Raw genomic sequence first — 25,149 nt, forward strand, 5'->3', positions numbered from 1 at the left:
ATAAACGGTTAGCAGTTTGTAGTATTCAATACTATGTAATCAAATATTTTAAAGGTATATCCATATGAAGTTAGCTCAAGAAATTCGTGCTGGAAATGTAATCATGTTAGACGGCAAGCCAATGGTTGTTCAGAAGACTGAGTACAATAAGTCTGGCAGAAACGCTGCAGTAGTTAAAATGAAGCTCAAGAGCCTGCTAGCTGAAGGCGGTACTGAGACCGTATTCCGTGCAGATGATCGTTTAGACGATGTTATCCTTGAGAGAAAAGAGTGCACATACTCATACTTCAATGATCCTCTCTATGTATTCATGGACGAGGAGTTCAATCAGTATGACGTTGAGAAGGATAACCTTGGCGATATTCTTAACTACATCGTTGACGGTATGGAAGATGTATGCGAAGTAACCTTCTACGAGGGCAAGGCTATATCTGTTGAGCTTCCAATTTCTATCGTTCGTGAGGTAGAGTACACTGAGCCTGCAGTTCGCGGCGACACCTCAGGCAAGGTTACAAAACCTGCCCGCCTTGCCGGCACCGGTTATGAGATTCAGGTTCCTGATTTCGTAAATATCGGCGACAAGATTGAAATTGATACCCGTACCAACGAGTTCAAAAAGCGCGTTTAATATAAAAATTTAAAACACACGTGCAATAACAGCATTAGAAACCTATAGCGTCTATTTTATATAGACGCTAATTTTTTATATAACCCCAATAAACTCCTCTTTATCTTTGCTCATATAAAAAAAGGTAGACTTGAAGTCTACCCTGAATATTCAGATCTTGTTAAAGATCAGCACTATAGCACACACTTATAATAATTATATTTATCTTATAGCTCTGCGTTCTTTGGTCTTGGAATACTAAATGAAGCGACAAAAGCTAATATAGTGATAACAAGACCAACCATAATACCGCTTGAATAGGCTCCAGATGTAGGCTGTCCATCAACACTGTTTAAAACCAGTACAGCAGGAAGAATCGCAAAGCTCAGACCTGCACCAAGGTTAAAAGCACCAGCATTCATACCAGGTAAAAATCCAGGATTGCTCTCAGGTGAGAGTACAATACCAAGGCCGTTTAACATAATATTGGCACATCCTGCATATGTAATACCAAGTAGTACCACACCAAATATCAGAGCTGTCAGAGAGTCAATACCGGCAAATATTATGATTAATATGCCTATAATAGATCCGAATAAGCCTATGCGCAGAATATTGGTATAGCCAAAGCTTGGTGCCATACGTCCAGCAAAAGGACCTACGAGCCAGCCAATAAGGGCATATGGAGTTAACAGGTATAAAGCAGCAGTATCAGGTCCTAAAGAGAAACCTACCTGTGTATTCTGAGCCAAAGACATGGCAAGACCATTAACTATAGCGAAAATACCGGTCATGGTTAAGGTTGTAGTCAACAGAATTGACCATGTTTCACGTCTTTTCAGGTGCTCAATAGATACTAATGGCTCTGCACTCTTCTTCTCTGTCTTAACAAAAAGAACGAAGCTTATGATGCCAAGTACTGCATATAATGTAACCTGGAAGAAATCTACATTGCCCACATTTGCTGCCTTGTTCAATGCATTTAACATAAAAGCTAATGACAGAACAATAAACAGCACTCCAACCCAGTCCATCTTTACATTTGCAGAAGGTTTTGACTCTGGTGCAAACTTAAAGACAAGCAATGTGGCAATTGCAGCTATAACAGCAATAGTCCAGAATACAGCTCTAAATCCTGAGTATGAGGCAATAAGACCGCCGGCTATTGCGTCAACACCAGCAATACCGCCATTTACAGCTGTAACCACACCCATTAATGTTGCATAGGTTTTAACGTCAGATATTTCACTGCGCAGCATTAAAAGACATATAGGTACTACAGGGCCTGAAATACCCTGAATAACTCTGGCCACGAATAATGTTTCAATATTTGGAGCAAGCGCAGCCAATACTGTTCCTAAAGTCATGACTAAAAGCATAATACTTAAAATCAGCTTTCTGCCTTTAATATCAGAAAGACGTGGCAGAAACAGTGAAAACAGAGCAGCAGCTGTAAAGAAGGCTGTCTGAGACAAGCCAACGTCAGCTTCGTTAGCCTGCAGCTCCTGACCTATGGTAATCAGAACAGGACCTAGCATACTTGCATTTAACTGAAAGGCAACGCAGGCTGCAAGCAGTGCTGTCATCAGCACTGTTACATTAACAACTTTTTCACTCATAGCTCTTTCCTTTAAAAATCAGTGTCACCAATTCTCTTGAGAGCATCTGTAATCAGATCCCAGAAACGCTTGTGATCAAGCTCAAGAGCTACCTGTGTATGACAGTCTGTATACTCAACCTTTCTAAAGTCACATACAGTCATACCTAATGTATGTGTACCTGTAAGTTCAACAGTAATTGGTACGCGTCTTGTTTTTATAAGTGTAGGATCAATTACATAAGCTACAGCACATGGATCATGTACTGGAGGTGCATCAAAACCCTGCTCCTTTTTATACATCTTGCCAAAGAAGTCGATAAGATCGCAGACAAATTTGGCAGGCTTGGTATTTAAAGCAGCAATCTTAGCCATAACCTCAGGAGTTGCCAGAGCCTGATGGGTAAGATCAAGACCTATCATTGTTACAGGCCATTTTTCATTGAACACAACATATGCTGCCTCTGGATCTATCTTTATATTAAACTCAGCGACAGCAGACCAGTTGCCAACATGAGCACCACCACCCATAAGCACAACTTCTTTTACTCTTTCTACAATTCTTGGCTCAACTCTAGCAGCAAGAGCAATATTGGTAAGCGCTCCTGTAGGAACAATAGTTATAGTCTTAGGAGGATTGTTCATTACTGTATCGATAATAACTTCAACAGCACTTCTTGAATCAAGAGTATGAACAGGATCTGGAAGCTTTGGACCATCTAAACCACTATCTCCATGAATGGATGGAGCGTTTTCAGTCTCTGCTCTTACAATTGGTCTTCTTGATCCTTTGGCAATGGTAAGCCCCTGCATATTGCCCACACGGGCTACTGATAAGGCATTATGAGTAACTTTATCTATAGTCTGATTACCAGCAACTGTGGTAACAGCGACAAGATCTATATTAGGATTTCCCCAGGCAAGTAACATAGCAATAGCATCATCATGACCTGGGTCGCAGTCTAATATTATTTTTCTCTTTTCCATATTTATATCCTCATATGCAGAATTTTTATCTGTACTGTTTTTTTTAGTTTAGATTTTTATAAGGAGTTAAAATATAAAAATTAAGAATAAAATATAATTTTTATGATATAAAAAAAACAAAAGAATGCTGTTGTTATCACAAAAACAAAAATATTAAAACAAAAACATACCATACTTGTATGGTAGATTTTTTACAAAAAATATACTGATAAAAACAAACTTGTTGAAAAATAATATATTTTTAAAAACAACTAAAAACTCTTTGTTCTATAGCTTTTAGGGGTCATATTAAACTTGCGCTTAAACTGTAAAATAAAGTAACTTTGAGAGTTAAACCCGGTTAGTGAGGCTATTTCATAAATAGCCTTATCCGATCCCTCAAGCAGCAGCACAGCCTGATTCAAGCGCACATCTAAAAGATACTGTCCTATTGTCATTTTAGTCTGCTCTTTAAATACCCTTTCTAAATACTCAGATGACAAATTAAGATGTGAGGCTATATCCTTTAGATAGAACTTTTTATAAAAATTTCTATTGATGTAGCTGACTACCTGTTTGACTATCTTATTATCTGTATTTATAGATGTTTTAGTATTTTTAACCAGATTGCAGAATTCAAAAGCACATCTGAAATAAATATCTTCAGCCTCCTGCGAGGTTTTAGCTTTTTCAACCTGCAGAATGTAACCATCAGAAATAACATAGGCAAGCTCAGCATCAATGCCTGCATCAATAGCAGCTCTTGAGGCAATGGTTATATCTACAATAGCAAGATTCTTATGAGATCTGATAGGTGTATATCCGATAATACCTCTCTCACCCACAAAAGGCGTATACAAAGCCAGCTTTAAAGACTCAAGATTGCCATCAGATATAGCTTTACGTATTTTAAGCTCATAGGTACTGTCATTATGCGGTGTGGTATTTTCAACAGATCTGATTAAAACATTGGCCACATGCTCCTTAGCCTGCATATCTATAAAATCTTTTTTATCTGTTTCAATAAGATTATGAATATTGATGCTCACCCCATAGACTGCTTTATATATAAGAGAAAAGGCCGAGAGAATAGACAGCTTTGAGCAGCGTGTAATATTTCTTACCTTGGCATTGTGCTTTAGAGCATTGAATCTTACATGCTCTGTAACATCCTCTTTGGCATCAATCAAAGGTCCAGCTATAGCATAAGACTTATCATCAAAGAGCATGACTACATAGTAAACAAGACTGCCATCATAACTTATGGCTAATCTCAATCCAGTAGTGCTTACCGTAGATACAACAGACTCAAGCAATCTCTTGTCGCAGACAAGAGGATCAAATTCCTCACCAAAGTCATAAAAATGCTGAATTAGAGAAAGGTCTGATTTATACATGCTGACAGGTACATTAAAAATACCTACCAGGTCATAAATATAGGCATCATTATTAATATTTGACATAATACAAACCTTTATCTATCTGGCTTAATTTATATGTACTTTTCATTTTTGTGATAAAAATGCCACTAAAGGTAAATATTAACATCATTTTTATTATATTTTATTCATTTTTTTTATATTTTGGCACATTATAAAATCATAAACTAAAATCATAGATTTGAACAAAAACTTTCAATGTTCATAGATCTATATACTCAAGTGTATAAAACCACAAATTTTGTTTATTTTTATTTAAAGCTGAACATAGAAAGAAAGTTTTTTTAGAGGATTTTAGTATGGCCAGAATTTTAAACTTCGGATCCTTAAATATAGACTATGTCTACACCATGGACCATTTTGTACAGCCTGGCGAGACAACACACTCTTTAAACAGAGAAGTGTTTGCCGGAGGTAAAGGACTAAATCAATCCATAGCTGCAAAGAGAGCAGGCGGGGACGTATATCATGCAGGATGCGTTGGATTAGCAGACAATTCTATTCTTTTAAATACTTTAAAAGAAGATAAGGTCAATATTGATTTTGTAAAGCAGATAGACTCTCCATCAGGTCATACAGTTATACAGGTAAACAAAGATGGCCAAAACTGTATTATTCTTTTTGGAGGCAGCAATCAACAGATAACATGTGAGCATATTGATTCAGTTTTAAGCAGCTTTGATGCAGGCGACTATCTGATCTTACAAAATGAAATAAACAATATGGAGTACCTTATAAATAAAGGTTATGAAAAGGGGCTTAATATCTGTTTTAATGTTTCACCTTTTGAAAAGAAGCTTCTATCTCTGCCTTTGGAGAAATGTAAATACATTATTGTAAATGAAATTGAAGGAGCAGCTTTAGTAGACAAGGCTGAAGATACAGATCCTCAGCAGCTTATGGATCTGCTATCAGCTAAGTTTAAAGACTCATCTATAGTTCTGACCCTAGGTGTTCACGGATCCTTATATAAGGATAAAAACTCACAGAGTATTTTTGTAAATGCATTTAAGGTCAATGCTGTAGATACTACAGCAGCAGGTGACACTTATCTTGGCTATCTTATTACCATGCTTACTCAAAATCATGAACCCAAGGAGGCACTGACTATAGCCTCTGCTGCATCTGCCATAGCTGTTACTAAAAAAGGAGCCAGCCCATCAATTCCACATATAAATGAGGTTATGGACTTTTTAAAAGAGCATCAGTAAAAGCTATTGTGTATAAAAGCTAAGCTCTATAAAGACCATTAAAAGTTGTAAATATATCGAAAAAGACTCTACTGCCAACTCTCAAGGTTATAAGCAGAGTCTTTTTATATTCCATCAGGATAAAAGACAGCTTATAACCAAAGACAGGTACAGACTGTGCCTTACAGTCATTTTCTATCATACAGATCATACTAAGGCCAAGATGGCAAATAGTAAAAAGCTAACATTCTTAGCTTTATATGCCACAGACAATTTCAATAAAAAAACAGTGCCCAACAGTATTATGTAAAATATCAATCCTATAGCCCCAAAAGAAATGTGGCAGTATGTTGATAAGCTGTGGGATTTTTTACAAAAAGCTGTTTATATTTTTTTATATTTTTTGGCTTATTTTTTTTCAAGATAAAAATTTGTTGATAAAAAGAATCTTACCAACATCTTTTTAAAGCAAAATAACATGATATTTTAAAAAAAATCAACAGTCGAACATATTGTTTTTACATATTTTTTTATAAAAAACAACACTTTTGGAGCTCTTAATAACAATATCAATAATATATAAATATATTTTTTTATTCTATTTTTAAAATTGTGGCTTTAGGGAAAAAACGCCAAAAATTGCAATGAAAATAAAGAAGTCTTAAAGCTGATGCGTTTGCATATGAGGCAGAGCTAATAGTAGCTAAAAGAGCTACAGATATTTGAGATATGACAGACAAGAGACCTGACTTTACATCATGTTATTATTCATATAGGGCACATTATTTATTGAGCTTTAAAACATCATCAGATACATAAATTAAAAGCACTACAAAACACTTTGCTTGCGTTCAGAGCAATAAGATCCCCTAAAATGAAAAGAGCTGAGCCTGTAGTCTATCTATAACCTGGTGTCCAAACTTTGAACATAGATTTTCAAGACCCCTCTTAAGCAGTGCAAAATCATCAAAAAAGCCGCTTTTGCTCTAACAACTATATAGGCTTTTGGTAAATAAAAAAAACTTACTATTTATCAATATATTATAAAATACATGAATGTTGAAAAATTTATGGATTATGTAGTGTTTACCAACACCTGAAAATCTGCCTTTGGAATAAACCAAAAATTGCCACATTTTAAAAAAAGGAATTTTTAAAGTAAGCAAAAAAAATCCAACACATTAAATAATTGAATTTTAATAGAAAAAAACTTAAAACCACAGATTTTAGCTCCTATATAATAAGAACAATAAATAAAAAATATATATTTTTTTAATTTTCTGATTATTAAAAAAAATGAAAAATTTCGCTTGAAAAATGCAGTTTTAATTAGCCCCCGTTTGTCATAAAATAGCAAAGTTTTTTACTATCTAAATATTCTTTTGGTCGCATTCATGGATAATTACAGAAATTTTGACGTTATAGTTGTAGGTGCAGGACATGCTGGTATAGAGGCAGCATGTGCCTCTGCAAGAATGGGATGTAAAACACTGCTTTTAACTCATAATATAGAGACTATAGGCGAAATGTCCTGTAATCCAGCCTTTGGCGGTATTGGTAAAGGCCATCTTTTAAAAGAGATCGATGCTATGGGCGGTGTCTGTCCTGATGCTATTGATAGAGCCGGCATTCAGTTTAGAACTCTTAACTCATCAAAAGGACCAGCTGTCAGATCAACAAGAGCCCAGACAGATAGACATCTATATAAAGAAGTTATCAGAACCACACTTTCGGACTATAAAAATTTAACTATATTTCAGCAGCCGTGCACCAGACTTTTATTTGAAAAAGATGTGCTGTGCGGTGTCAACACTGCAGCTGATATTAAGTTCTATGCACATGCTGTAATTATCTGCTGTGGTACTTTTTTAAACGGACTTATACATATAGGTCTTGACCACTACACTGGAGGCAGAGCCGGAGATCCTGCATCTATAGACCTTGCTGAAAACCTAAAGGAAATAGGTCTTAAGGTTGGCAGATTAAAAACAGGTACTCCTGCACGTCTTGTATCTTCATCTATAGACTATTCCAAAATGCAAAGACAGGAGCCTGAGAGCCCTCTTCCTGTATTTTCATTCTTAAATGAAGAGGATATTCATCCTCAGCAGGTGTGCTGTCACATTACAAGAACTAATGAAAAAACACATGATATTATTCGTTCAGGATTAGACAGAAGTCCTTTATATTCAGGTGTAATCTCAAGTATTGGTCCAAGATACTGCCCTTCGATTGAAGATAAGGTAGTAAGATATCCAAACCGCGACAGCCATCAGATCTTTGTTGAGCCTGAGGGGCTTACTACAAATCTTATATACCCAAATGGTATTTCAACCTCTCTTCCTTATGATATTCAGGAAAAGTTTATTCACTCTATTGAAGGTTTTGAAAGTGCCATAATTGCCCGTCCTGGCTATGCAATTGAATATGATTTCTACGATCCTCGTGAACTGTCTGTATCCATGCAGTCCAAAAAGATAAAAGGATTGTTTTTAGCAGGACAGATCAACGGTACCACAGGCTATGAAGAGGCTGCAGCTCAGGGACTTCTTGCAGGTATCAATGCGGCTTTATATATAAAAGGTCAGGAGGCCTGGTTCCCATCTAGAAATACATCATATATAGGTGTCATGATGGACGATCTGTGTACTCTTGGTACTAAAGAGCCTTATAGAATGTTTACCTCAAGAGCTGAATACAGACTGATGCTGCGTGAGGATAATGCTGATTTAAGACTTACAGATACAGCTTATAAATTAGGCCTTATCTCTTCTGAACGTTATGATATTTTCAATCAGAAAAAAGAGCTTATAGAAAAGGAAAAGCACAGACTTGCAGCAACATTAATTAAACCTTCTTCAAAAGAAGGTCGCGCAATCTCTGCTATCATTAACACTCCTCTTTCAAAAGAACAGTCTTTAGAGGAAATTTTAAGAAGACCAGAGAGCAGATTAAATGCTTTATTGGAAGCCTGCTCTATGGAAGGTATTGCCTGTGACAGACAAAGTTATGAGCAGGTTGAGATTCAGGTTAAGTATCAGGGATATCTCTCTCATGAGCTTGAGGAGATTAAAAAGCGAGAGATTAATGAAAAAACTCTGTTGCCTTTAAACTTTGATTATAGAAATATAACCTCTCTGTCTAATGAGGTTGCTCAAAAACTCAATGAGTTTAAACCTGAAACCCTTGGCATGGCCTCACGTATCTCTGGAGTAACTCCTGCTGCAATTTCTATTTTGCTGGTACATCTTAAAAAACTTGGACTATTTGGAAAAAATTAGGTTAAATTACAGTGCATAAACATAACGCTTTAATGTCTCAAAGCGAGATAGAGATCTGCATATACAATTTATTAAAGCAGACTGAAGTAAAGTTTGATACTCAACATGTATCTAAATTAGCCGCTTTGGTCGTTTTACTAAAAAAATGGTCTAATGCTTTAAATTTAACAGCAATCAGAGATGAAAAGGATATAATAACCCTGCACATTCTGGACAGTGCAGTTTTATCTCCATTGCTTCTGGGCAAAAACATAGCCGACGTTGGAACAGGAGCTGGTTTTCCTGGTCTGGTGGTGGCAATCCTTAATGAAGACAGACATTTTACTTTAATTGACTCAGTTGCCAAAAAGCTTTCTTTTGTAAGAACAGCATGCGTTGAGCTTGGCATTAGTAATGTTGATATAATAAATAACAGATGTGAGAATATAGTAGTAGATACACCTTTTGACTGTATTGTAAGTAGAGCCTTTGCTCCTTTGAACAGAATGGTTAACTGGTGTCTGCCGCTTCTATCAGATAACGGTTCCTTTATAGCAATGAAAGCCAATCTCACTGATGAAGAGATAAAGGCTGTTCCAGATAGCGTAAAAATAGAAAAAATCGAAAGATTACATGTTCCAAATTTAGATGCCATGCGACAGGCTGTATTTATTACAAAAGCATAGGCTTTATAGGATTTAATCATGGCAAAAATAATAGCAATAGCCAATCAGAAAGGCGGTGTTGGCAAAACAACCACATGTGTGAACCTAGCAGCTTCACTTGCTGCTATGCAAAAGAAAGTTTTAGTTGTAGATTCAGATCCTCAGGGTAACGCCACAATGGCATCTGGCATAAATAAGTTTGAATTAAAAAGAACTATATGCCATGTTCTTATTGACGGTGTTGAGATAAGAGATACAGTTATTGAAAAGACCAATGGTGCTTTTCATTTAATTCCTTCAAACGAGGATCTGACAGCAGCTGAGGTTAAGCTTTTAGATTACCTGGCCCGTGAGTTCAGACTTAAAAACTCACTTGCAGAGATAAAAGATAACTATGACTATATCTTTATTGACTGTCCACCTTCATTAAATCTGCTTACTGTAAATGCAATGTGCGCTGCAGACAGTATTTTAGTTCCTCTGCAGTGTGAGTACTTTGCACTTGAAGGTCTGACATTGCTTATAGATACTGTTGATCAGTTGTCTCAGGCTGTAAATCCAAATCTTAAGATTGAAGGTATCTTACGTACCATGTTTGATAACAGAAACCGTCTTTCAACTGAGGTTTCTGATGAGTTAAAACGTAATTTTGGCGATCTTGTGTATAAGACTATCATTCCAAGAAATGTAAGACTTGCTGAAGCACCTTCCTTTGGACAGCCAGCTATGTATTATGACAAGTCATCTGTAGGTTCAAAAGCATATCTTGCACTTGCCGGCGAAATTATTGAAAGATCGGCTGATAAATAACTAATTAAACACACGTTATAAGCCTGATTTTTATTGCACTGCACATTTGCAAAAATCAGGCTTTTGTATAAAATTAAGACTTACAACGAAGCTATATATTGGTCTTTTTAACTACATCTGCTGATATATTTATGTCGGTTAATATGTATAGATGATATAGGTAGAATAAATGACAACTAAAAGACTTGGCAGAGGCCTTGACTCTCTTCTTTCCAAAAAAATAGAAAACAGGGACGTTAACAGTATCTCAGATCTGATATCTTTAGGTGCTGCAGAACAAGAAGAAGTTGCAACAAATAGCTCTACCTTATCAGAAAATACAGCAATAAGCACAAACTCTGTTCTTGATATTGATATCGACAAATTAAAAGCCTCAAAATATCAGCCACGTAAAAACTTTGACACAAACGCTCTTGAAGAGCTGGCTGAATCTATAAAAGAGCATGGACTGCTTGAGCCTCTTTTAGTAAAGAAAGCCGATGATGGCATGTTTGAAATCATATGTGGTGAAAGACGTTTTAGAGCCTCAAAGATTGCCAGTCTCAAAACTGTACCATGCCTTGTAAAGGATGATCTTAAGAATAATGCTTATGCCATTGCCCTTATTGAAAATATGCAAAGAGAGGATTTGAATCCTTTAGAGCAGGCAGAGGCATTATCTATAATGCTGACGGAGTGTGAACTGACTCAGGAGTCTCTTGCCAAAACTCTTGGCAAATCAAGATCAACTATTTCCAATATTCTGCGTCTTAACTCTTTAGCTCCTAAAACCAAAGATGCTTTAAGAGAAGGTGTGATTGACATGGGCCATGCCAAAGCTCTTTTATCACTTGAAGGTGAAGTGCAGGAGCGTGCCTGTGAAATTGTTATACAAAAATCAATGTCAGTTAGACAAACTGAAATTTTTGTGAAGTCGGTTGGCTCTAAGGAAGGAGATGCCCCTTCAGATGATAATAAAAATCAAAAACCTGATGTTTCTGATACAATTTTGGGGTTTGAGAGCATTCTGAAGAATAAGCTGGATGCTAAAAATGTAAAATTTTCATACTTAGGTAAAAATAAGGGAAAAATTACACTTACTTATAAGAATGAAGATGAGTTTAATCGGATTAAGGAAATTTTTAGTATATAGAAATTAAACAGCATATCTGAGGTATTCATTTATGCTGTTTTTTAACCATGTCACACTTTTAGTGCAAGAAAATTAATTTATAATATGTTTGAGCCTATATCTGAAGATAAGCTTTATTTGAAAAAAATTATTATAAAAACAATATTCTATGATGTGTTGTTTATTTCTTGTATCTGCACTTTGATTTGTATTTATGCCTTTGTTTTTAAAGAGCCTTTTGCTGTCTATATAAAGTCAGCTGTCTGTGGATGTTCTATATTTTTTATAGCAGATCTGCTGTCGTTTTTAGTGTCTTTTAAAAATAAAAACAATGGTTTATCTTCAGGATACGTACTTTTTAGAGTAGTCTACGGCACTCTGTTTAAGTATTTTATGCTTGTATTCCTTTTCTTTTGTGCTTTTAAATTTCTCGAACTCAACTATATATTGATGACAGCTTGTTTTGTGACCAGTGTGTTTTTTAATATGATTATTAGGTTTTATTCTGCCAAATAGTTCACTAATACTACTTTTCATACTTTGACATAAAAAATAAATCGTCTTAATATTAGCATACTAAAATGTCTTGCTGCATTTTGCAGTTGGTGTGTTTAATTTTAAAAGGTGCTATATAACTATGTCGGCAGAGCACAGCTCACAAGAGTATATCGGACATCACCTTCACTTTTTGCAGGTGGATATGCGTGATGGATCGATTGTAGACAGCGTTAAACCAAAAGATAGCAGTCAATTTCAATCCTGTCTTGACGGCGGCTCCTCTCAGGAGCAGTGTCTTGCTCAGGTTGGTTTTGATAAGTGCACATTTGGTGACTTAGGATCAGGTGATTGTATTACCTATAAAGATCCGAATGCACCAGCACCATCAATTATTAATCCATATACACTGAATCTTGATTCACTTGGATTTACAGTAGTTCTTGGTATTGTGTTCCTTTTATTATTCCGCCTTGCAGTTAAGAGAACAGAGTCAGGTGTTCCAACTAAGTTCCAATGCTTTATTGAAATGATCTTAGAGTTTACTCATGAAACAGTAACCTCTATTTTTAAAGGTAAGAGCAAATTAATTGCACCTCTTTCACTTACAGTGTTTGTATGGGTGTTCTTAATGAACTTAATGGACCTTCTGCCAATTGATCTCGTTCCTGGCTTAGCTCAGGCAATGGGCATTCCTTATATGAGAATTGTTCCATCAGCTGACGCTAACATCACATTATCAATGGCCTGTGGCGTATTTTTACTGATATTCTACTTTGCCTTTGCAAATGTTGGTGTAGGTGGATTTGTAAAGAGTCTAACCCTTCATCCGTTCCACCACTGGGTATTTATCCCTGTGAACTTGATTTTAGAAGGTGTTTCTTTACTTTCAAAACCAGTATCTTTAGGCTTGCGACTTTTTGGTAACATGTATGCAGGAGAGATGATTTTCATCCTGATAGCTCTATTACCATTATGGTGGATTCAATGGGTATTGAATGTGCCTTGGGCATTATTCCATATTCTGATTATCACCCTACAGGCTTTTATATTTATGGTTCTTACCATCGTATATCTATCGATGGCTTCTGAATCTGAATAGTTTTATTTTAATTTAAATTTTAATTTTTTTTAAGGAGATATTCCAATGGATGCTAACGTAATGTTGTACCTCGCTGCCGGCTTAATGATGGGCCTTGCTGCAATTGGTGCTGCTATCGGTATCGGTATTTTAGGTGGCAAGTTTATTGAAGGCGCAGCTCGTCAGCCAGATTTACTCCCATTACTTCGTACTCAGTTCTTTATCGTTATGGGTCTTGTTGACGCTATTCCAATGATTGCAGTCGGTTTAGGTATGTATGTAATGTTTGCTGTTGCTTAGTTTGCAATAAGCATCTAGCAGGGAGTCTTCCACCTTGGAAATCAATGCTACATTTTTAGGACAAGCCGTTGCATTCCTCATTTTCGTAGTATGTTGTATGAAGTGGGTTTGGCCACCTCTTATGAACGTGCTCGAAAAGAGACAGAAAGAAATTGCAGACGGTCTTGCCGCAGCTGATAAAGCTAAAAAGAATCTTGAGCTTGCTAAAACAAGTTCAGCTGAAGCTTTGCGTAATGCCAAAATTGAAGCCCAGAAGATCATTGATGAGGCTAACAAGCAGCGTTCTCTGATCCTTGATAAGGCTGAGCAGGAGGCAAACGAAGCTAAGCAGCGCATTCTGGAAAATGCTCAGACACAGATTGAGTCTGAGTATAACAAAGCAAGAGAGGCATTACGTGCCGAAGCTATTAATCTTGCTGTTGCCGGTGCTGAGAAGATCCTCAATCAGAAGGTTGATTCTAAGTCTGACCAGGAAATGGTCAAGAAGATCATAGAATCACTGTAAAGAGAGGTAAATGCATTGGCAGAGAACCTAACTATAGCAAGACCTTACGCTAAAGCTGCTTTTGACAGTGCAGTTGAACATAATGCACTGGATCAATGGCAGAACATGCTACAGGCTTTGGCATTAGCATGTAAAGACGACGGTATTTTGCTTTTTTTAAAGAATGCTTCATCACCATCTGCTGCCTCAGATAGTCTTTTAAAGCTACTTGATGGCATTTTAGATGAGTATGGCCAGAACTTTGTTAGGGTCTTAGGTGAAAATGCCAGATTTGAAGTTTTACCTGAGATTTATGATGAGTTTTTAAAGCTCAGAAAGGAGCATGATAAGGTTTTATCTGTAGTCTTAACTTCAGCTCGTCCTATTGGTGAGTCTGAAGTTAGTGCATTAAAAGATAAACTCTCAGCCAAATATGGCTGCTCTGTTTCACTGAGTTTTCAAATTGATCCTAGCATCGTAGGTGGTGCCATTTTACAGATTGGCGATAAAGTAATTGATGCAAGTGTTAAGACAAGTATTAAAAATCTGTCTTCAACTCTCATATAAAGGTGAAAAAGAATGCAACTTAATTCAACTGAGATTGCTGATCTGATCAAGCAGAGGATTGAGCAGTTTAAGGTTGTAACAGAAGCCAGAGATGAAGGTACAATTGTATCTGTAAACGATGGTATTGTTCGCATCCATGGCCTTGCAAACGTTATGCAGGGCGAAATGCTTGAGTTTGGTAATGGTCTTTATGGTCTAGCCTTAAACTTAGAGCGTGATTCAGTAGGTGCTATTGTTATGGGTCCTTACTCTCACTTATCTGAGGGTATGAAGGTCCGTAGCACAGGCCGTATTTTAGAAGTACCTGTTGGCAATTCTCTTCTTGGCCGTGTAGTAAATACATTAGGTGAGCCAATTGACGGAAAAGGTCCAATTGCTTCAGAGGCAACCTATCCAGTAGAGAAAATCGCTCCAGGCGTTATTGCACGTCAGGGCGTAGCACAGCCAATTCAGACAGGTTATAAGGCTGTTGACTCAATGATTCCTATCGGTCGTGGCCAGCGTGAGCTTATCATCGGTGACCGTCAGGTAGGTAAGACAGCTTTAGCTATCGACACTATTATCAATCAGAAGGATTCTGGTGTTAAGTGTATCTATGTTGCTATCGGTCAGAAAGCTTCAACCATTGCAGCTGTTGTACGTAAGTTAGAAGAGGAAAATGCTCTAGCTCATACAATCGTTGTTGCCGCTTCTGCATCTGATACTGCCGCTTTACAGTATATTGCTCCATACGCCGGCTGTGCTATGGGTGAGTACTTCATGGATCAGGGCGAGGACGCCTTAATTATCTATGATGATCTGTCAAAGCACGCTGTTGCATATCGTCAGATTTCCCTGCTGCTTCGTCGTCCTCCAGGGCGTGAGGCTTTCCCAGGTGACGTATTCTACTTACACTCAAGACTGCTTGAGAGAGCATCTCGTGTAAATGCTGAGTATCTTGAAGCCAAGTCAGGCGGTAAGGTTGTTGGTAGAACCGGCTCTCTTACAGCTCTTCCTATCATTGAGACTCAGGCAGGTGACGTATCTGCATTTATTCCAACCAACGTAATTTCTATTACCGATGGTCAGATCTTCTTAACATCAAGTCTGTTCAACTCAGGTATTCGTCCTGCTGTTGATCCTGGTATTTCTGTATCCCGTGTAGGTGGTGCAGCTCAGACTAAGATCATCAAGAAACTGTCAGGTGGTATTAGAACCGCGTTAGCTCAGTACCGTGAGCTTGCTGCATTTGCTCAGTTCTCATCAGATCTTGATGAGGCAACACGTAAGCAGCTTGACCATGGTCAGAAGGTAACAGAGCTCATGAAGCAGCAGCAGTATTCACCGCTGTCTGTAGCAGAGCAGGCTCTTGTTATTTTTGCCGCCGAGCGTGGTTATCTTGAAGATGTTGAACTGTCAAAGATTTCAGCATTTGAGCAGGCTCTTTTAAATTATGCTCGTGATAAGGGTGCCGATTTAATGAATGGCATCAACGCTAAACCAGATTACAACGATGAAATCGTTGATGGTTTAAACAAATTAATCACCGAGTTCAAGTCAACTCAGACTTACTAGGAGCTGTTTAAATGGCTGGAGCAAAGGAAATACGCACTAAGATAGCTTCTGTGAAAAACACACAGAAGATTACTAGTGCCATGCAGATGGTTGCAGCATCAAAAATGCGTAGAGCTCAGGACAAAATGAGTTCTTCAAGACCTTATTCACAGTCTTTATCACGCATTATTAGCCACATTGCATCAGGCCATACCGAGTACCGTCACCCATATATGGTTGAAAGAGAAGTAAAAAATGTAGGTTACATTATTATTTCTACAGACCGTGGTTTGTGTGGTGGTCTTAATATTAACCTGTTCAGAAAGGTTTTAAACGACATTCGTCAGAACCTAAACAAGAACATTGGTGTTAAGACTGCTCTTTTAGGTACTAAAGCAAGTGCATTTTTTAGTGGTTCAGGCGTAGAGGTTATAGCCCAGCATGGCGGATTTGGTGATAATCCGCAGCCAGAAAAGCTAGTTGGCGCTATTAAGGTCATGACTCAGGCATTTTTAAATGGTGAGGTAGATGCAGTTTATCTGGCATTCAATACCTTTAAAAACACCATGGTGCAGGAGCCAAGCGTTGTACAGATTCTTCCATTGCAGAAGTCAGATGACGAGAAGATTTCTAAGCACCACTGGGATTACATTTATGAACCAGATCCAGCTGTAATCCTAAATGTTGTTTTAGATCGTTATATTCAGCAGGCTGTATATCAGGCTGTATTAGAGAATCTAGCATCCGAGCAGGCAGCCCGTATGGTTGCCATGAAGGCTGCAACAGATAATGCAGAGTCACTGGTAAGTGATCTTGAGCTTGAGTATAACAAGGCACGTCAGGCTGGCATTACGATGGAGTTGAATGACATCGTATCAGGCGCCGCTGCTGTTTGATAGTTTTAAGAGGAAATAAAGGAAATGGCTGAAGCTTCAAATCGTGCTGGTGATAAGGGTACTATTGTACAGATCATCGGCGCTGTTGTAGACGTAGAATTTCCAGAAAGTCACATTCCAGAGATTTATGATGCTCTTGAGGTAAAAGGTGACGGTAAAAACCGCGAGGATCTTGTTTTAGAGGTTCAGCAACAGATTGGCGGTGGAGTTGTACGTTGTATTGCCATGGGTTCATCCGATGGTGTTAGTAGAGGTCTTGAGGTTGTAAATACCGGTGCAGGCATTAAGGTTCCTGTTGGTAAAGAGACCTTAGGACGTATTATGAACGTTTTAGGTCAGCCTGTAGACGAGGCCGGCCCGATTGGTGAGCAGGAGCGCTGGGTAATTCACAGAGCCGCCCCTACTTATGCTGATCAGTCTTCAACTACTGAAGTATTAGAGACAGGTATTAAGGTTATCGATCTTATCTGTCCTTTTGCTAAGGGTGGTAAAGTAGGTCTGTTCGGTGGTGCTGGTGTAGGTAAGACCGTTAACATGATGGAGCTTATCAATAACATCGCTAAGGCCCACTCCGGTTTATCTGTATTTACAGGTGTAGGCGAGCGTACCCGTGAGGGTAACGACTTCTACCACGAAATGCAGGAGTCAAAGGTTATTGATAAAGTATCAATGATCTATGGTCAGATGAATGAGCCTCCAGGGAACCGTTTACGTGTTGCTCTGACAGGTTTGACTGTTGCTGAGAAGTTCCGTGACGAGGGTCTTGACGTGCTGTTGTTCATCGACAACATCTATCGTTATACTCTCGCCGGTACCGAAGTGTCAGCTCTGCTTGGTCGTATGCCTTCAGCCGTAGGTTATCAGCCAACTCTAGCTGAGGAAATGGGTGTATTACAGGAGCGTATTGCTTCTACCAAGAAAGGTTCTATTACTTCAGTACAGGCTGTTTATGTGCCTGCTGACGATTTGACCGATCCAAGCCCAGCAACAACATTCGCTCACCTTGACGCTACTATCGTGCTGTCTCGTCAGATTGCATCTTTAGGTATTTACCCTGCTGTAGATCCTCTTGATTCAACTTCACGTCAGCTTGATCCATACGTTGTAGGTAAGGAGCACTATGAGGTAGCTCGTGGTGTTCAGACTGTACTGCAGCGTTATAAGGAGCTCAAGGATATTATTGCTATTCTTGGTATGGATGAGTTATCTGAAGAAGATAAGCTTACTGTAGCACGTGCACGTAAGATTGAAAGATTCTTGTCACAGCCATTTAGCGTAGCTGAGGTATTTACAGGATCACCAGGTAAGTATGTTCCACTGAAGGACACAATCCGTGGCTTCAAGGGTATCATTGCCGGTGATTATGATAACTTACCAGAGCAGGCTTTCTATATGGTTGGCTCAATTGAAGAAGTTGTAGAGAAAGCTAAAAACTTATAACTTTAAGAGGTGAAGCATGGAAGATATTGCATTCCATCTTGACGTCGTAAGTGGTGTAGACACTTTATACTCAGGCCTTGTAAGAGCCATGCAGATTACTGGTTCTGAAGGTGAGCTGGGTATCAGACACGGTCACGCCCCTTTGATTACCACCATTAAGGCAGGTATGGTCTCTCTTGTTACCGCTGAAGGTAAAGAGGATCAGATTTATCTGGCTGGTGGTATTTTAGAGGTGCAGCCTGATCTTGTTACAGTGCTTGCAGACACTGCTTTAAGAGCTGACGATATTGATGAGGCAAAAGCTCAGGAAGCTATTAAGGCTGCCAGAGATGCCATATCCCACACCTCAACAGGTGATAAGGATTATGTTGCAGCATTTGCCAAACTTGCTGAAGCTATGGCACAGCTTAAGGTTGTTGAGCTTGCAAGAAGCAGAAGATAATAGTTGTCAGGCTTTATAGTCTGATAATAAAAAGGGTGTTAGAGCTTTGCTTTAGCACCTTTTGCTTTTTTAATTTTAAATATAATTATCACAAAAAATCGATTGAAAGGCATTTGATGTAATATCTAAACAAAAGGTTAACTGGAGATTTAAAATGAGCAAAGTTTTAGTTATAAGTTCCCATACTGATTTAGAGAATGATTCTCTTGCCAATAAAATAATTATAAATACACTGCGCGAAAAAGAGCTGCCAGAGGCAGAGTACCTTATTCTCGATAAAGAGTATCCAAACAGAGATTTTGATGTAGCAAAAGAGCAGGAAAGATTAAAGTCTGCAGATATTATTGTTATAGCCACACCATTTTTCTGGTTTGACTGGACATCTTTAATTCAGAATTATATTGAAAAGATCTTCTTACACGGCTTTTCTCATGGCACTACAGGTAATGCCCTTGAGGGTAAAAAGGTAGTTATGTCTATAACTTTAGGTGCCCCAGCAGAGGCCTACAGTAAGGATGCTATAGGTTTTACTCTTGATGATCTGATGTTAAACAAGGTAAAACTGCTATCGGGCTTTTGTAAGATGAGATACTGTGGTGAGGTTGTGCTTGGTGATGTAAGCTACTCGCTAAGAACTGACAGTGATAAAGCTCAGTTAATTCAGGATAGATCACAGGAGCATGCTAAGAAGATAGCTGCTTTGGTAAATTCACTTTAATTTTTATTTACAATAAGAGGCGGCATCAATGATGGTGCCGTTTATATTTTTTATATGAATAGTCACAGTAAAAATATAACTTTCTACCTGGCTGTTTTTTCTTTAGTTGGTATATTTACAGCATCATCATCCCCAATTCCTCTTTTAGGTATTTTCAGAGACAGATTATCGATATTATCTTCAGATCTGGCATATACCGCGGTAAGTTATTTTGTAGGATGTATTGTAGCCCTTTTGTTTTTCTCAAGAATATCCAACTCAATAGGGCGTAGAAATTCATCTTTAATTGCTTTATCTTTAGGTCTTCTTGCCTGTATTATTCTTATTTTTACTCCATCATTTTCTAGTCTTCTTTCTGCAAGATTTATACAGGGTTTAGGCTGTGGCATTGCAAGCTCATCTATCATGAGTTACATCATTGATACAGTTCCAAAGGGTAAGGAGCAGCTGGCATCGTTTTTTAACATCTGCGGACCTGCCATAGGATTTTGTATAGGATGTGCATTATCTACACTGTCGGTAATGGTTTTTAATATAGATATATTATTTATATATTCCGTGTTCTCATGTGTACATATAGTTATACTGATTCTGGTATTTACTAGATGCACTGAGACTATAAATACCGACTATAAGAAAATATACAGCACTTTGATTCCAAAGATAGAGGTACCAAAAGAGTCTGTAAAATTTGTAATTACTTGCTCGTTTTTATTTATAACTACATGGTCTGTAGGTGGCTTTTTCCAGTCATTTATCATTGTGGTTACAGAAGAAGCCTTGCATCTGTCATCAGCCTCATCCGGTATATTCTTTATTCTGTATATTGTTACTCAAACTCTAGGTGGTCTTATTATTAAAAACTTTCAACCACGTAAGTGTTTTGTAATCATGGTAGTGCTCTACATGTTTTTTATAGCAGTGTTCTTTAGTGTAGCCTCCTTTGGCTCTGTGGTACTGTTCTCATTGTGCTGTATGGTATTAGGTTTTTGCACATCGGCAGCAGGTACAGCATGTATGACACTTACAATGGAAGGATCAAAGATAGAGCAGAGAGCCGGCATATTATCAACTGTATATTTATGCGGTTATTTAGGTGCAGCTGCGCCAAATTATATTATTGGCACATTCTTCCCAGATCTTGATCTTGATAGAGTATTTGTAGCCTATACCATGATTATTGTGTGCTCTGGTATTCTTTCTTTAATATCATTCAGATCTGCACTTAAAGCCAAATACAGCTCTTAAACCTCAGATCTTATAGTACACACATATATGATAATAGGGCAATTTATATTTTTTAAATGTTACTATAGTAGTTAGATACTGAGTAATATAAGGTCTGTCAGGAACATCTATGCAACACAATAACTTTGCTCTTATTAAACCAGCATCATCTTTGTGTAATTTAAACTGTAAATACTGTTTTTATAAGGATGTTGCAGAAAACAGAGATGTATATGCACATAAATTTATGAACACAGATGTGCTTTCATCTATAGTTAATCAGTATTGCTCTAATGCCATAGAGTCCACCACATTCTTATTTCAGGGTGGAGAGCCTTTGCTTGTAGGTCATAAATTTTATCTACACTATTTAGATGAGTGCGCAAGAGTACTTGATTTGAAACAAAATGAGGGCAGTAACTTTACTATAAACTCCTCTATACAGACATCAGGTTATTTAATAGACGACAAGTTTATAGATATATTCAAGAAAGGAGATTTTCTTGTAGGTGTGTCTATAGACGGTCCGGCGCAGTTTCATGATAAATATAGACTGCATTCTGGCAAGGGTACTTTTGACAGGGTCTTTGAAAGAGTAAGGATGATGCAGGAGAGTAAGGTTATCTTCAATGCTCTTTGCGTGGTAACCAAGGATACCTATGACAAGGCATCGGAGCTGCTCGATTTTTTTGTAGAAAATAAAATTTACAATATACAGTTTATTCCTGCTATTGCTCCATTTAAAAAGAACAGAATATATATAAATGATGATGAGTTTTCCATCTTTTTCCTTGATATATTTGATGCCTGGTATAAATACTATAAGCAGGGTTGTATTATCAGCATAAGACATATAGAGGATATGTTCAGCAATATTCTCTACTCATCATGCAGAAGCTGTGATCTGCAGGGGCAGTGCAGTAATCAGAATGTTATAGAGTCAGATGGCAGTATTTATCCATGTGATTTCTATGTGCTTGATGAATATAAGATAGGAACTGTACAAAACGGTATTGTGAACCTCAATAAGAGCATTATAGATAACTTTATAGACTCCAAGGTTAAGCATGATGAGTGTGATACCTGCAATGTCTATAAAATATGCCGAGGTGGATGTAGACGCAACAGGGGCGAGAATAACAGATCGTTTTTATGCAAGTCATTTAAAAAACTTATTAGCTGCCGATATCCACAGATTGCAGAGGTTGCAAAAAGCATAAGATAGGTTTAATACAGCCTATAGCTGCTAGCATCTTGATACTTATAGATTTGTTATAAACAAATCTATAAGTAATAAGCTTTTAAATTATATTAATTAAAAGAAGCAGTCTGATTTTTTGTAAATACCAAAATATACATTGCCTGCATTCTGCTCTCTTACACACATCAGTGATTTATAGTTTTTAGATGCTGTAGCTGAGTTTTCAATATATATAAGGCTATCTGAATCAATAATATTCTTGGAGTTGAGTAAATCAATACTGCTTTGCAGAAGGTTTGAGGCAAAAGGAGGATCTAAAAAAACAATATCGAATCTCTCAGAGCAGTTTTTTAAAAATTCTATAGCATCAGCATGAATAAGATTTATCCTGCCATCAAAGCCTGCAAACTGTCTTTTAAGGTTCTGATAGTTTTCCTTATCAAATTCTACACTGGTAAGTTCTGATGCTCCGCGTGATATAGCTTCAATACCAAGTACACCAGTACCTGCAAACAGATCTAAAACCTTTGCTCCTTGTACATTGCTGCCAAGTATGTTGAATATACTCTCGCGTATTCTGTCTGTTGTAGGACGCAAGCCTTCCTTTTGCAGTATATCTAACTGTCGTCCTCTGAACTTTCCACCTATTATTCTTACTGTACTGTATTTCATGTTAGTTTACTGAATTTTCTGAAAAGCAACGCGTGGCTGTTTGTCTCTTACAAAAATAATACCACACTCTTTAAAGTTGTTGCGCAGGAAGGCCTCTTTCATGACAGAGTTCTGTGCATGTGTATCAACTCTTAAATTATGGCATTTTTCAAAACACCAGTTGATACAGTAATCACTGATTCTCTTAACTTTGCCTGTTGATGCTATACGGTGTATAACTCCATATGGCTCATTATTAAGCCACTCACCTTCAATAAAGGCATAGGTTGGATCATTATCTATAAAAAAGACAAAGGTAGCTACTATTTCGCCATTATCATCTTCAACAATATAACTTTGATTTTTATGAATATCTTCTCTTACTATTTCATAAGAAGGGTAGTTGAATGACCACTGATCAGGGTTGCCAATTTCCTTCATAAACTGTTTGGCACTATCAAAGATAGCCATGATTGTATCTATATCATCAAAAGTAGAATAACGAATTTTCATGTTAACCCCTTGGTGTATAAATTTTAAATTAATCATAACATAAAGAAATTATGTTTATGTTATGTTTTATTTTATATATTAAATAAATCATATAGTTAGAAAAATCATCAATATTATTAGTTTTACATTTATTTTTTAATTGTTGTATGATATTTTGAGACAAAAATACATTCATAATAAAATTTTTATTAGCTTTTATAAGGAGCATTTATGAAAAATAATCATACCTAGGATCTTAGTAAAGTCTTGATTTTTAAGCATTTATTAAAATCCAGAAGTTTTTGGCTTAAAATCATTCCGCAAACCCGCATTCTATCGTGCTAAAAATTAGTGCAAAAGACCTCGATGCGGGTTTTTTGTTTGATTTTTTTGGAAACATACAATTCTGATACAAAAAGAGGTTGTTAGAAGTATTAAAAACGATCTAACAGATTGTTTTATAAAGGATTTTTATGGGGTATAGCAAGTTTCCATGGTATAATATACCAAACCAAACCAAACAAAGGAAAACTTGCTATGTCTTTATTATCTCAAATTAATCTCTATATTCAAAGAGCTGAACTCTTAAATATTTTAACCGTCTTCAGCAAAGAGCTTATTAATAATTTTGCCAGAAAAAATGGCACACTCAAAAGGCAAAGAAAAGTTACAATAGCTGAACTTCTCTCAGCTCTTTTAACATATGCCTCTACTAACCAAAACTCTAACAATATAACCTTTACTTTAAATGGATTTCATAAGTGCTATTCTGACATGTTTGGCATTGATATATCTTCAAAGGCTCTTCACAACCGTCTGCGTTCAGAGGGACTGCTTGAAGTTATGAAGAATACTATAGAAAACCTCTCTATGCTTGTTAAAGACGATACTAATGAAACTGGTCTGAAACTGCTTGAGGCTTACAGGCAGAGTGTCGGTGTTAATGATATTATCATGGTGGACGGCTCTGAAATCTCCCTTAGATACTCAGCCTATGACAACTTTAGCTGCAAGGCTAAAACACGTAATCCTGACAAGACCAACCCTGATAAAAAATCTGCCGCTATTAAACTGCATACGGGGTTTTCTATTGTAAACAATATGCCTACACATATTGATATTACGGAGGCTGTAGCCAATGAAAGAGAGCACCTGTCACCAGATATCTATGAGCAGGTGTTATATCTGTGCGACAGGGGATATGTATCTGAAGCTTTATATTTGCTACTTATATCCAAGGGGCATTATTTTATATTCAGAGGCAAGGAGAATTGCGCCTATAAGATTATTCATGCAATGGATGGCAACGGAGCCACGTTACATGAATTTGAAGGATGCAAACCATGTCAGCACTTAAATGGCAGCAAATATCCTCTGGTTGATATGGCTGTGCAGGTTAACGATGATACCGTTTTAAGGATGATTCGTATCTATAATCCTGTTGATGATAAATTTAATTATTTCATCACCAACATAGATGCAAGCCGTGTAGCAGCATCAGTTATAGCTGATACTTACAGGACGCGCTGGTCCTGCGAGATCATGTTTAAAGCACTTAAAAGTAGCAACAGCCTCTGCTCTATCAATTCGTCCATCAAAGAAATTATCCTGCTCTTTATTTATGCAAGTATTGGCTCATACCTCATCAAAAAGCTTATAGCAAAACAGCTTCAGAAAAAGAAAAGAGATGACCAACGTAAAAAACGGGAAATATCTCTGTTAAAGATGGCTTCCTCTATCAGAGATATAGGACCATTGTTAAAAGCCATGGTCAAAGGCGCTAAGTCTACAATATACAATGAGATCAGCAAGTTTGAAGGTCTTTTAGATTCTATGATGCGAACTAAACCATCACAAAGGGATATAGATCTTAAAAAGGACGTAAGCCTCCTGGTCGATAAAATTTACAATACACACCATATGACGAAAGACTTTTTAATACCGCACAAAATTGATGTTACAATCAAGGCTTAAGTT

General features: G+C 37.3%; 23 protein-coding genes. 18 read left to right on the plus strand and 5 right to left on the minus strand.

Annotated elements, in window-relative coordinates; genetic code table 11:
• Positions 1–64: 64 nt before the first annotated feature.
• On the plus strand, positions 65–628 hold the full coding sequence (efp, locus tag DRZ93_RS12340; protein WP_113743353.1) for an elongation factor P: 564 nt from the start codon (positions 65–67) through the stop codon (positions 626–628).
• 206 nt (positions 629–834) lie between these two features.
• On the opposite strand, the gene uriT is transcribed toward efp, so the two are convergent.
• The 3 genes from uriT to DRZ93_RS12355 form a co-directional block, all read right to left on the minus strand.
• Positions 835–2,226 (minus strand): uridine transporter UriT, encoded by a 1,392-nt coding sequence (uriT, locus tag DRZ93_RS12345; RefSeq protein ID WP_113743352.1) that lies wholly within the window; start codon positions 2,224–2,226, stop codon positions 835–837.
• Between the two features lie 11 nt (positions 2,227–2,237).
• A complete protein-coding gene (gene uriH / locus DRZ93_RS12350) occupies positions 2,238–3,191 on the minus strand; it encodes a uridine-preferring nucleoside hydrolase UriH (protein WP_113743351.1) in 954 nt (317 codons plus the stop codon).
• 251 nt (positions 3,192–3,442) lie between these two features.
• The gene (locus DRZ93_RS12355) at positions 3,443–4,633 is read right to left on the minus strand and encodes a helix-turn-helix transcriptional regulator (protein WP_113743350.1); all 1,191 of its coding nucleotides are present in this window, start codon (positions 4,631–4,633) and stop codon (positions 3,443–3,445) included.
• A gap of 275 nt (positions 4,634–4,908) precedes the next feature.
• Here DRZ93_RS12355 and DRZ93_RS12360 point away from each other — a divergent pair, with 275 nt between their 5' ends.
• From DRZ93_RS12360 to DRZ93_RS12440, 16 genes are all read left to right on the plus strand, one after another.
• Positions 4,909–5,820: a ribokinase gene (locus DRZ93_RS12360; RefSeq protein ID WP_113743349.1), complete on the plus strand. Its 912-nt coding sequence runs from the start codon at positions 4,909–4,911 to the stop codon at positions 5,818–5,820.
• A 1,373-nt stretch (positions 5,821–7,193) separates the two neighbouring features.
• A complete protein-coding gene (mnmG, locus tag DRZ93_RS12365) occupies positions 7,194–9,080 on the plus strand; it encodes a tRNA uridine-5-carboxymethylaminomethyl(34) synthesis enzyme MnmG (RefSeq protein ID WP_113746699.1) in 1,887 nt (628 codons plus the stop codon).
• An 11-nt stretch (positions 9,081–9,091) separates the two neighbouring features.
• Positions 9,092–9,745, plus strand: coding sequence for a 16S rRNA (guanine(527)-N(7))-methyltransferase RsmG (rsmG, locus tag DRZ93_RS12370; protein WP_146740823.1), 654 nt, complete (start codon positions 9,092–9,094; stop codon positions 9,743–9,745).
• A gap of 18 nt (positions 9,746–9,763) precedes the next feature.
• A complete protein-coding gene (locus tag DRZ93_RS12375; protein ID WP_113743346.1) occupies positions 9,764–10,534 on the plus strand; it encodes a ParA family protein in 771 nt (256 codons plus the stop codon).
• 169 nt (positions 10,535–10,703) lie between these two features.
• Positions 10,704–11,666: a ParB/RepB/Spo0J family partition protein gene (locus tag DRZ93_RS12380; protein WP_113743345.1), complete on the plus strand. Its 963-nt coding sequence runs from the start codon at positions 10,704–10,706 to the stop codon at positions 11,664–11,666.
• 616 nt (positions 11,667–12,282) lie between these two features.
• Positions 12,283–13,242, plus strand: coding sequence for a F0F1 ATP synthase subunit A (gene atpB / locus DRZ93_RS12390; RefSeq protein ID WP_309250979.1), 960 nt, complete (start codon positions 12,283–12,285; stop codon positions 13,240–13,242).
• A 45-nt stretch (positions 13,243–13,287) separates the two neighbouring features.
• Entirely contained in the window at positions 13,288–13,521 is a 234-nt protein-coding gene (atpE, locus tag DRZ93_RS12395) for a F0F1 ATP synthase subunit C (RefSeq protein WP_113743343.1), read from the plus strand.
• Between the two features lie 34 nt (positions 13,522–13,555).
• Positions 13,556–14,026, plus strand: a complete 471-nt coding sequence (locus tag DRZ93_RS12400; protein WP_113743342.1) for a F0F1 ATP synthase subunit B — start codon at positions 13,556–13,558, stop codon at positions 14,024–14,026.
• 15 nt (positions 14,027–14,041) lie between these two features.
• Entirely contained in the window at positions 14,042–14,572 is a 531-nt protein-coding gene (locus tag DRZ93_RS12405; RefSeq protein ID WP_113743341.1) for a F0F1 ATP synthase subunit delta, read from the plus strand.
• A gap of 12 nt (positions 14,573–14,584) precedes the next feature.
• Complete coding sequence (atpA, locus tag DRZ93_RS12410; protein ID WP_113743340.1) at positions 14,585–16,126, plus strand: F0F1 ATP synthase subunit alpha; 1,542 nt, start codon at positions 14,585–14,587, stop codon at positions 16,124–16,126.
• An 11-nt stretch (positions 16,127–16,137) separates the two neighbouring features.
• On the plus strand, positions 16,138–17,001 hold the full coding sequence (gene atpG, locus DRZ93_RS12415; RefSeq protein WP_113743339.1) for a F0F1 ATP synthase subunit gamma: 864 nt from the start codon (positions 16,138–16,140) through the stop codon (positions 16,999–17,001).
• A gap of 24 nt (positions 17,002–17,025) precedes the next feature.
• Positions 17,026–18,441: a F0F1 ATP synthase subunit beta gene (gene atpD / locus DRZ93_RS12420; protein ID WP_113743338.1), complete on the plus strand. Its 1,416-nt coding sequence runs from the start codon at positions 17,026–17,028 to the stop codon at positions 18,439–18,441.
• Positions 18,442–18,457: 16 nt separating this feature from the next.
• Entirely contained in the window at positions 18,458–18,883 is a 426-nt protein-coding gene (locus tag DRZ93_RS12425) for a F0F1 ATP synthase subunit epsilon (protein ID WP_113743337.1), read from the plus strand.
• Positions 18,884–19,037: 154 nt separating this feature from the next.
• A complete protein-coding gene (locus DRZ93_RS12430) occupies positions 19,038–19,601 on the plus strand; it encodes an NAD(P)H-dependent oxidoreductase (RefSeq protein ID WP_113743336.1) in 564 nt (187 codons plus the stop codon).
• 54 nt (positions 19,602–19,655) lie between these two features.
• Entirely contained in the window at positions 19,656–20,849 is a 1,194-nt protein-coding gene (locus DRZ93_RS12435) for an MFS transporter (protein ID WP_113743335.1), read from the plus strand.
• Between the two features lie 109 nt (positions 20,850–20,958).
• Positions 20,959–22,053, plus strand: a complete 1,095-nt coding sequence (locus DRZ93_RS12440) for a radical SAM/SPASM domain-containing protein (protein WP_113743334.1) — start codon at positions 20,959–20,961, stop codon at positions 22,051–22,053.
• Positions 22,054–22,143: 90 nt separating this feature from the next.
• Here DRZ93_RS12440 and rsmD read toward each other — a convergent pair whose 3' ends face one another.
• Positions 22,144–22,701, minus strand: a complete 558-nt coding sequence (rsmD, locus tag DRZ93_RS12445; RefSeq protein ID WP_113743333.1) for a 16S rRNA (guanine(966)-N(2))-methyltransferase RsmD — start codon at positions 22,699–22,701, stop codon at positions 22,144–22,146.
• A gap of 6 nt (positions 22,702–22,707) precedes the next feature.
• Positions 22,708–23,193, minus strand: coding sequence for a GNAT family N-acetyltransferase (locus DRZ93_RS12450; protein ID WP_113743332.1), 486 nt, complete (start codon positions 23,191–23,193; stop codon positions 22,708–22,710).
• Positions 23,194–23,709: 516 nt separating this feature from the next.
• Between DRZ93_RS12450 and DRZ93_RS12455 the strand changes: the two genes are divergently transcribed.
• Entirely contained in the window at positions 23,710–25,146 is a 1,437-nt protein-coding gene (locus DRZ93_RS12455; protein ID WP_113745805.1) for an IS4 family transposase, read from the plus strand.
• Positions 25,147–25,149 lie beyond the last annotated feature (3 nt).

Source organism: Anaerobiospirillum thomasii (assembly GCF_900445255.1).
Classification (GTDB): domain Bacteria; phylum Pseudomonadota; class Gammaproteobacteria; order Enterobacterales; family Succinivibrionaceae; genus Anaerobiospirillum_A; species Anaerobiospirillum_A thomasii.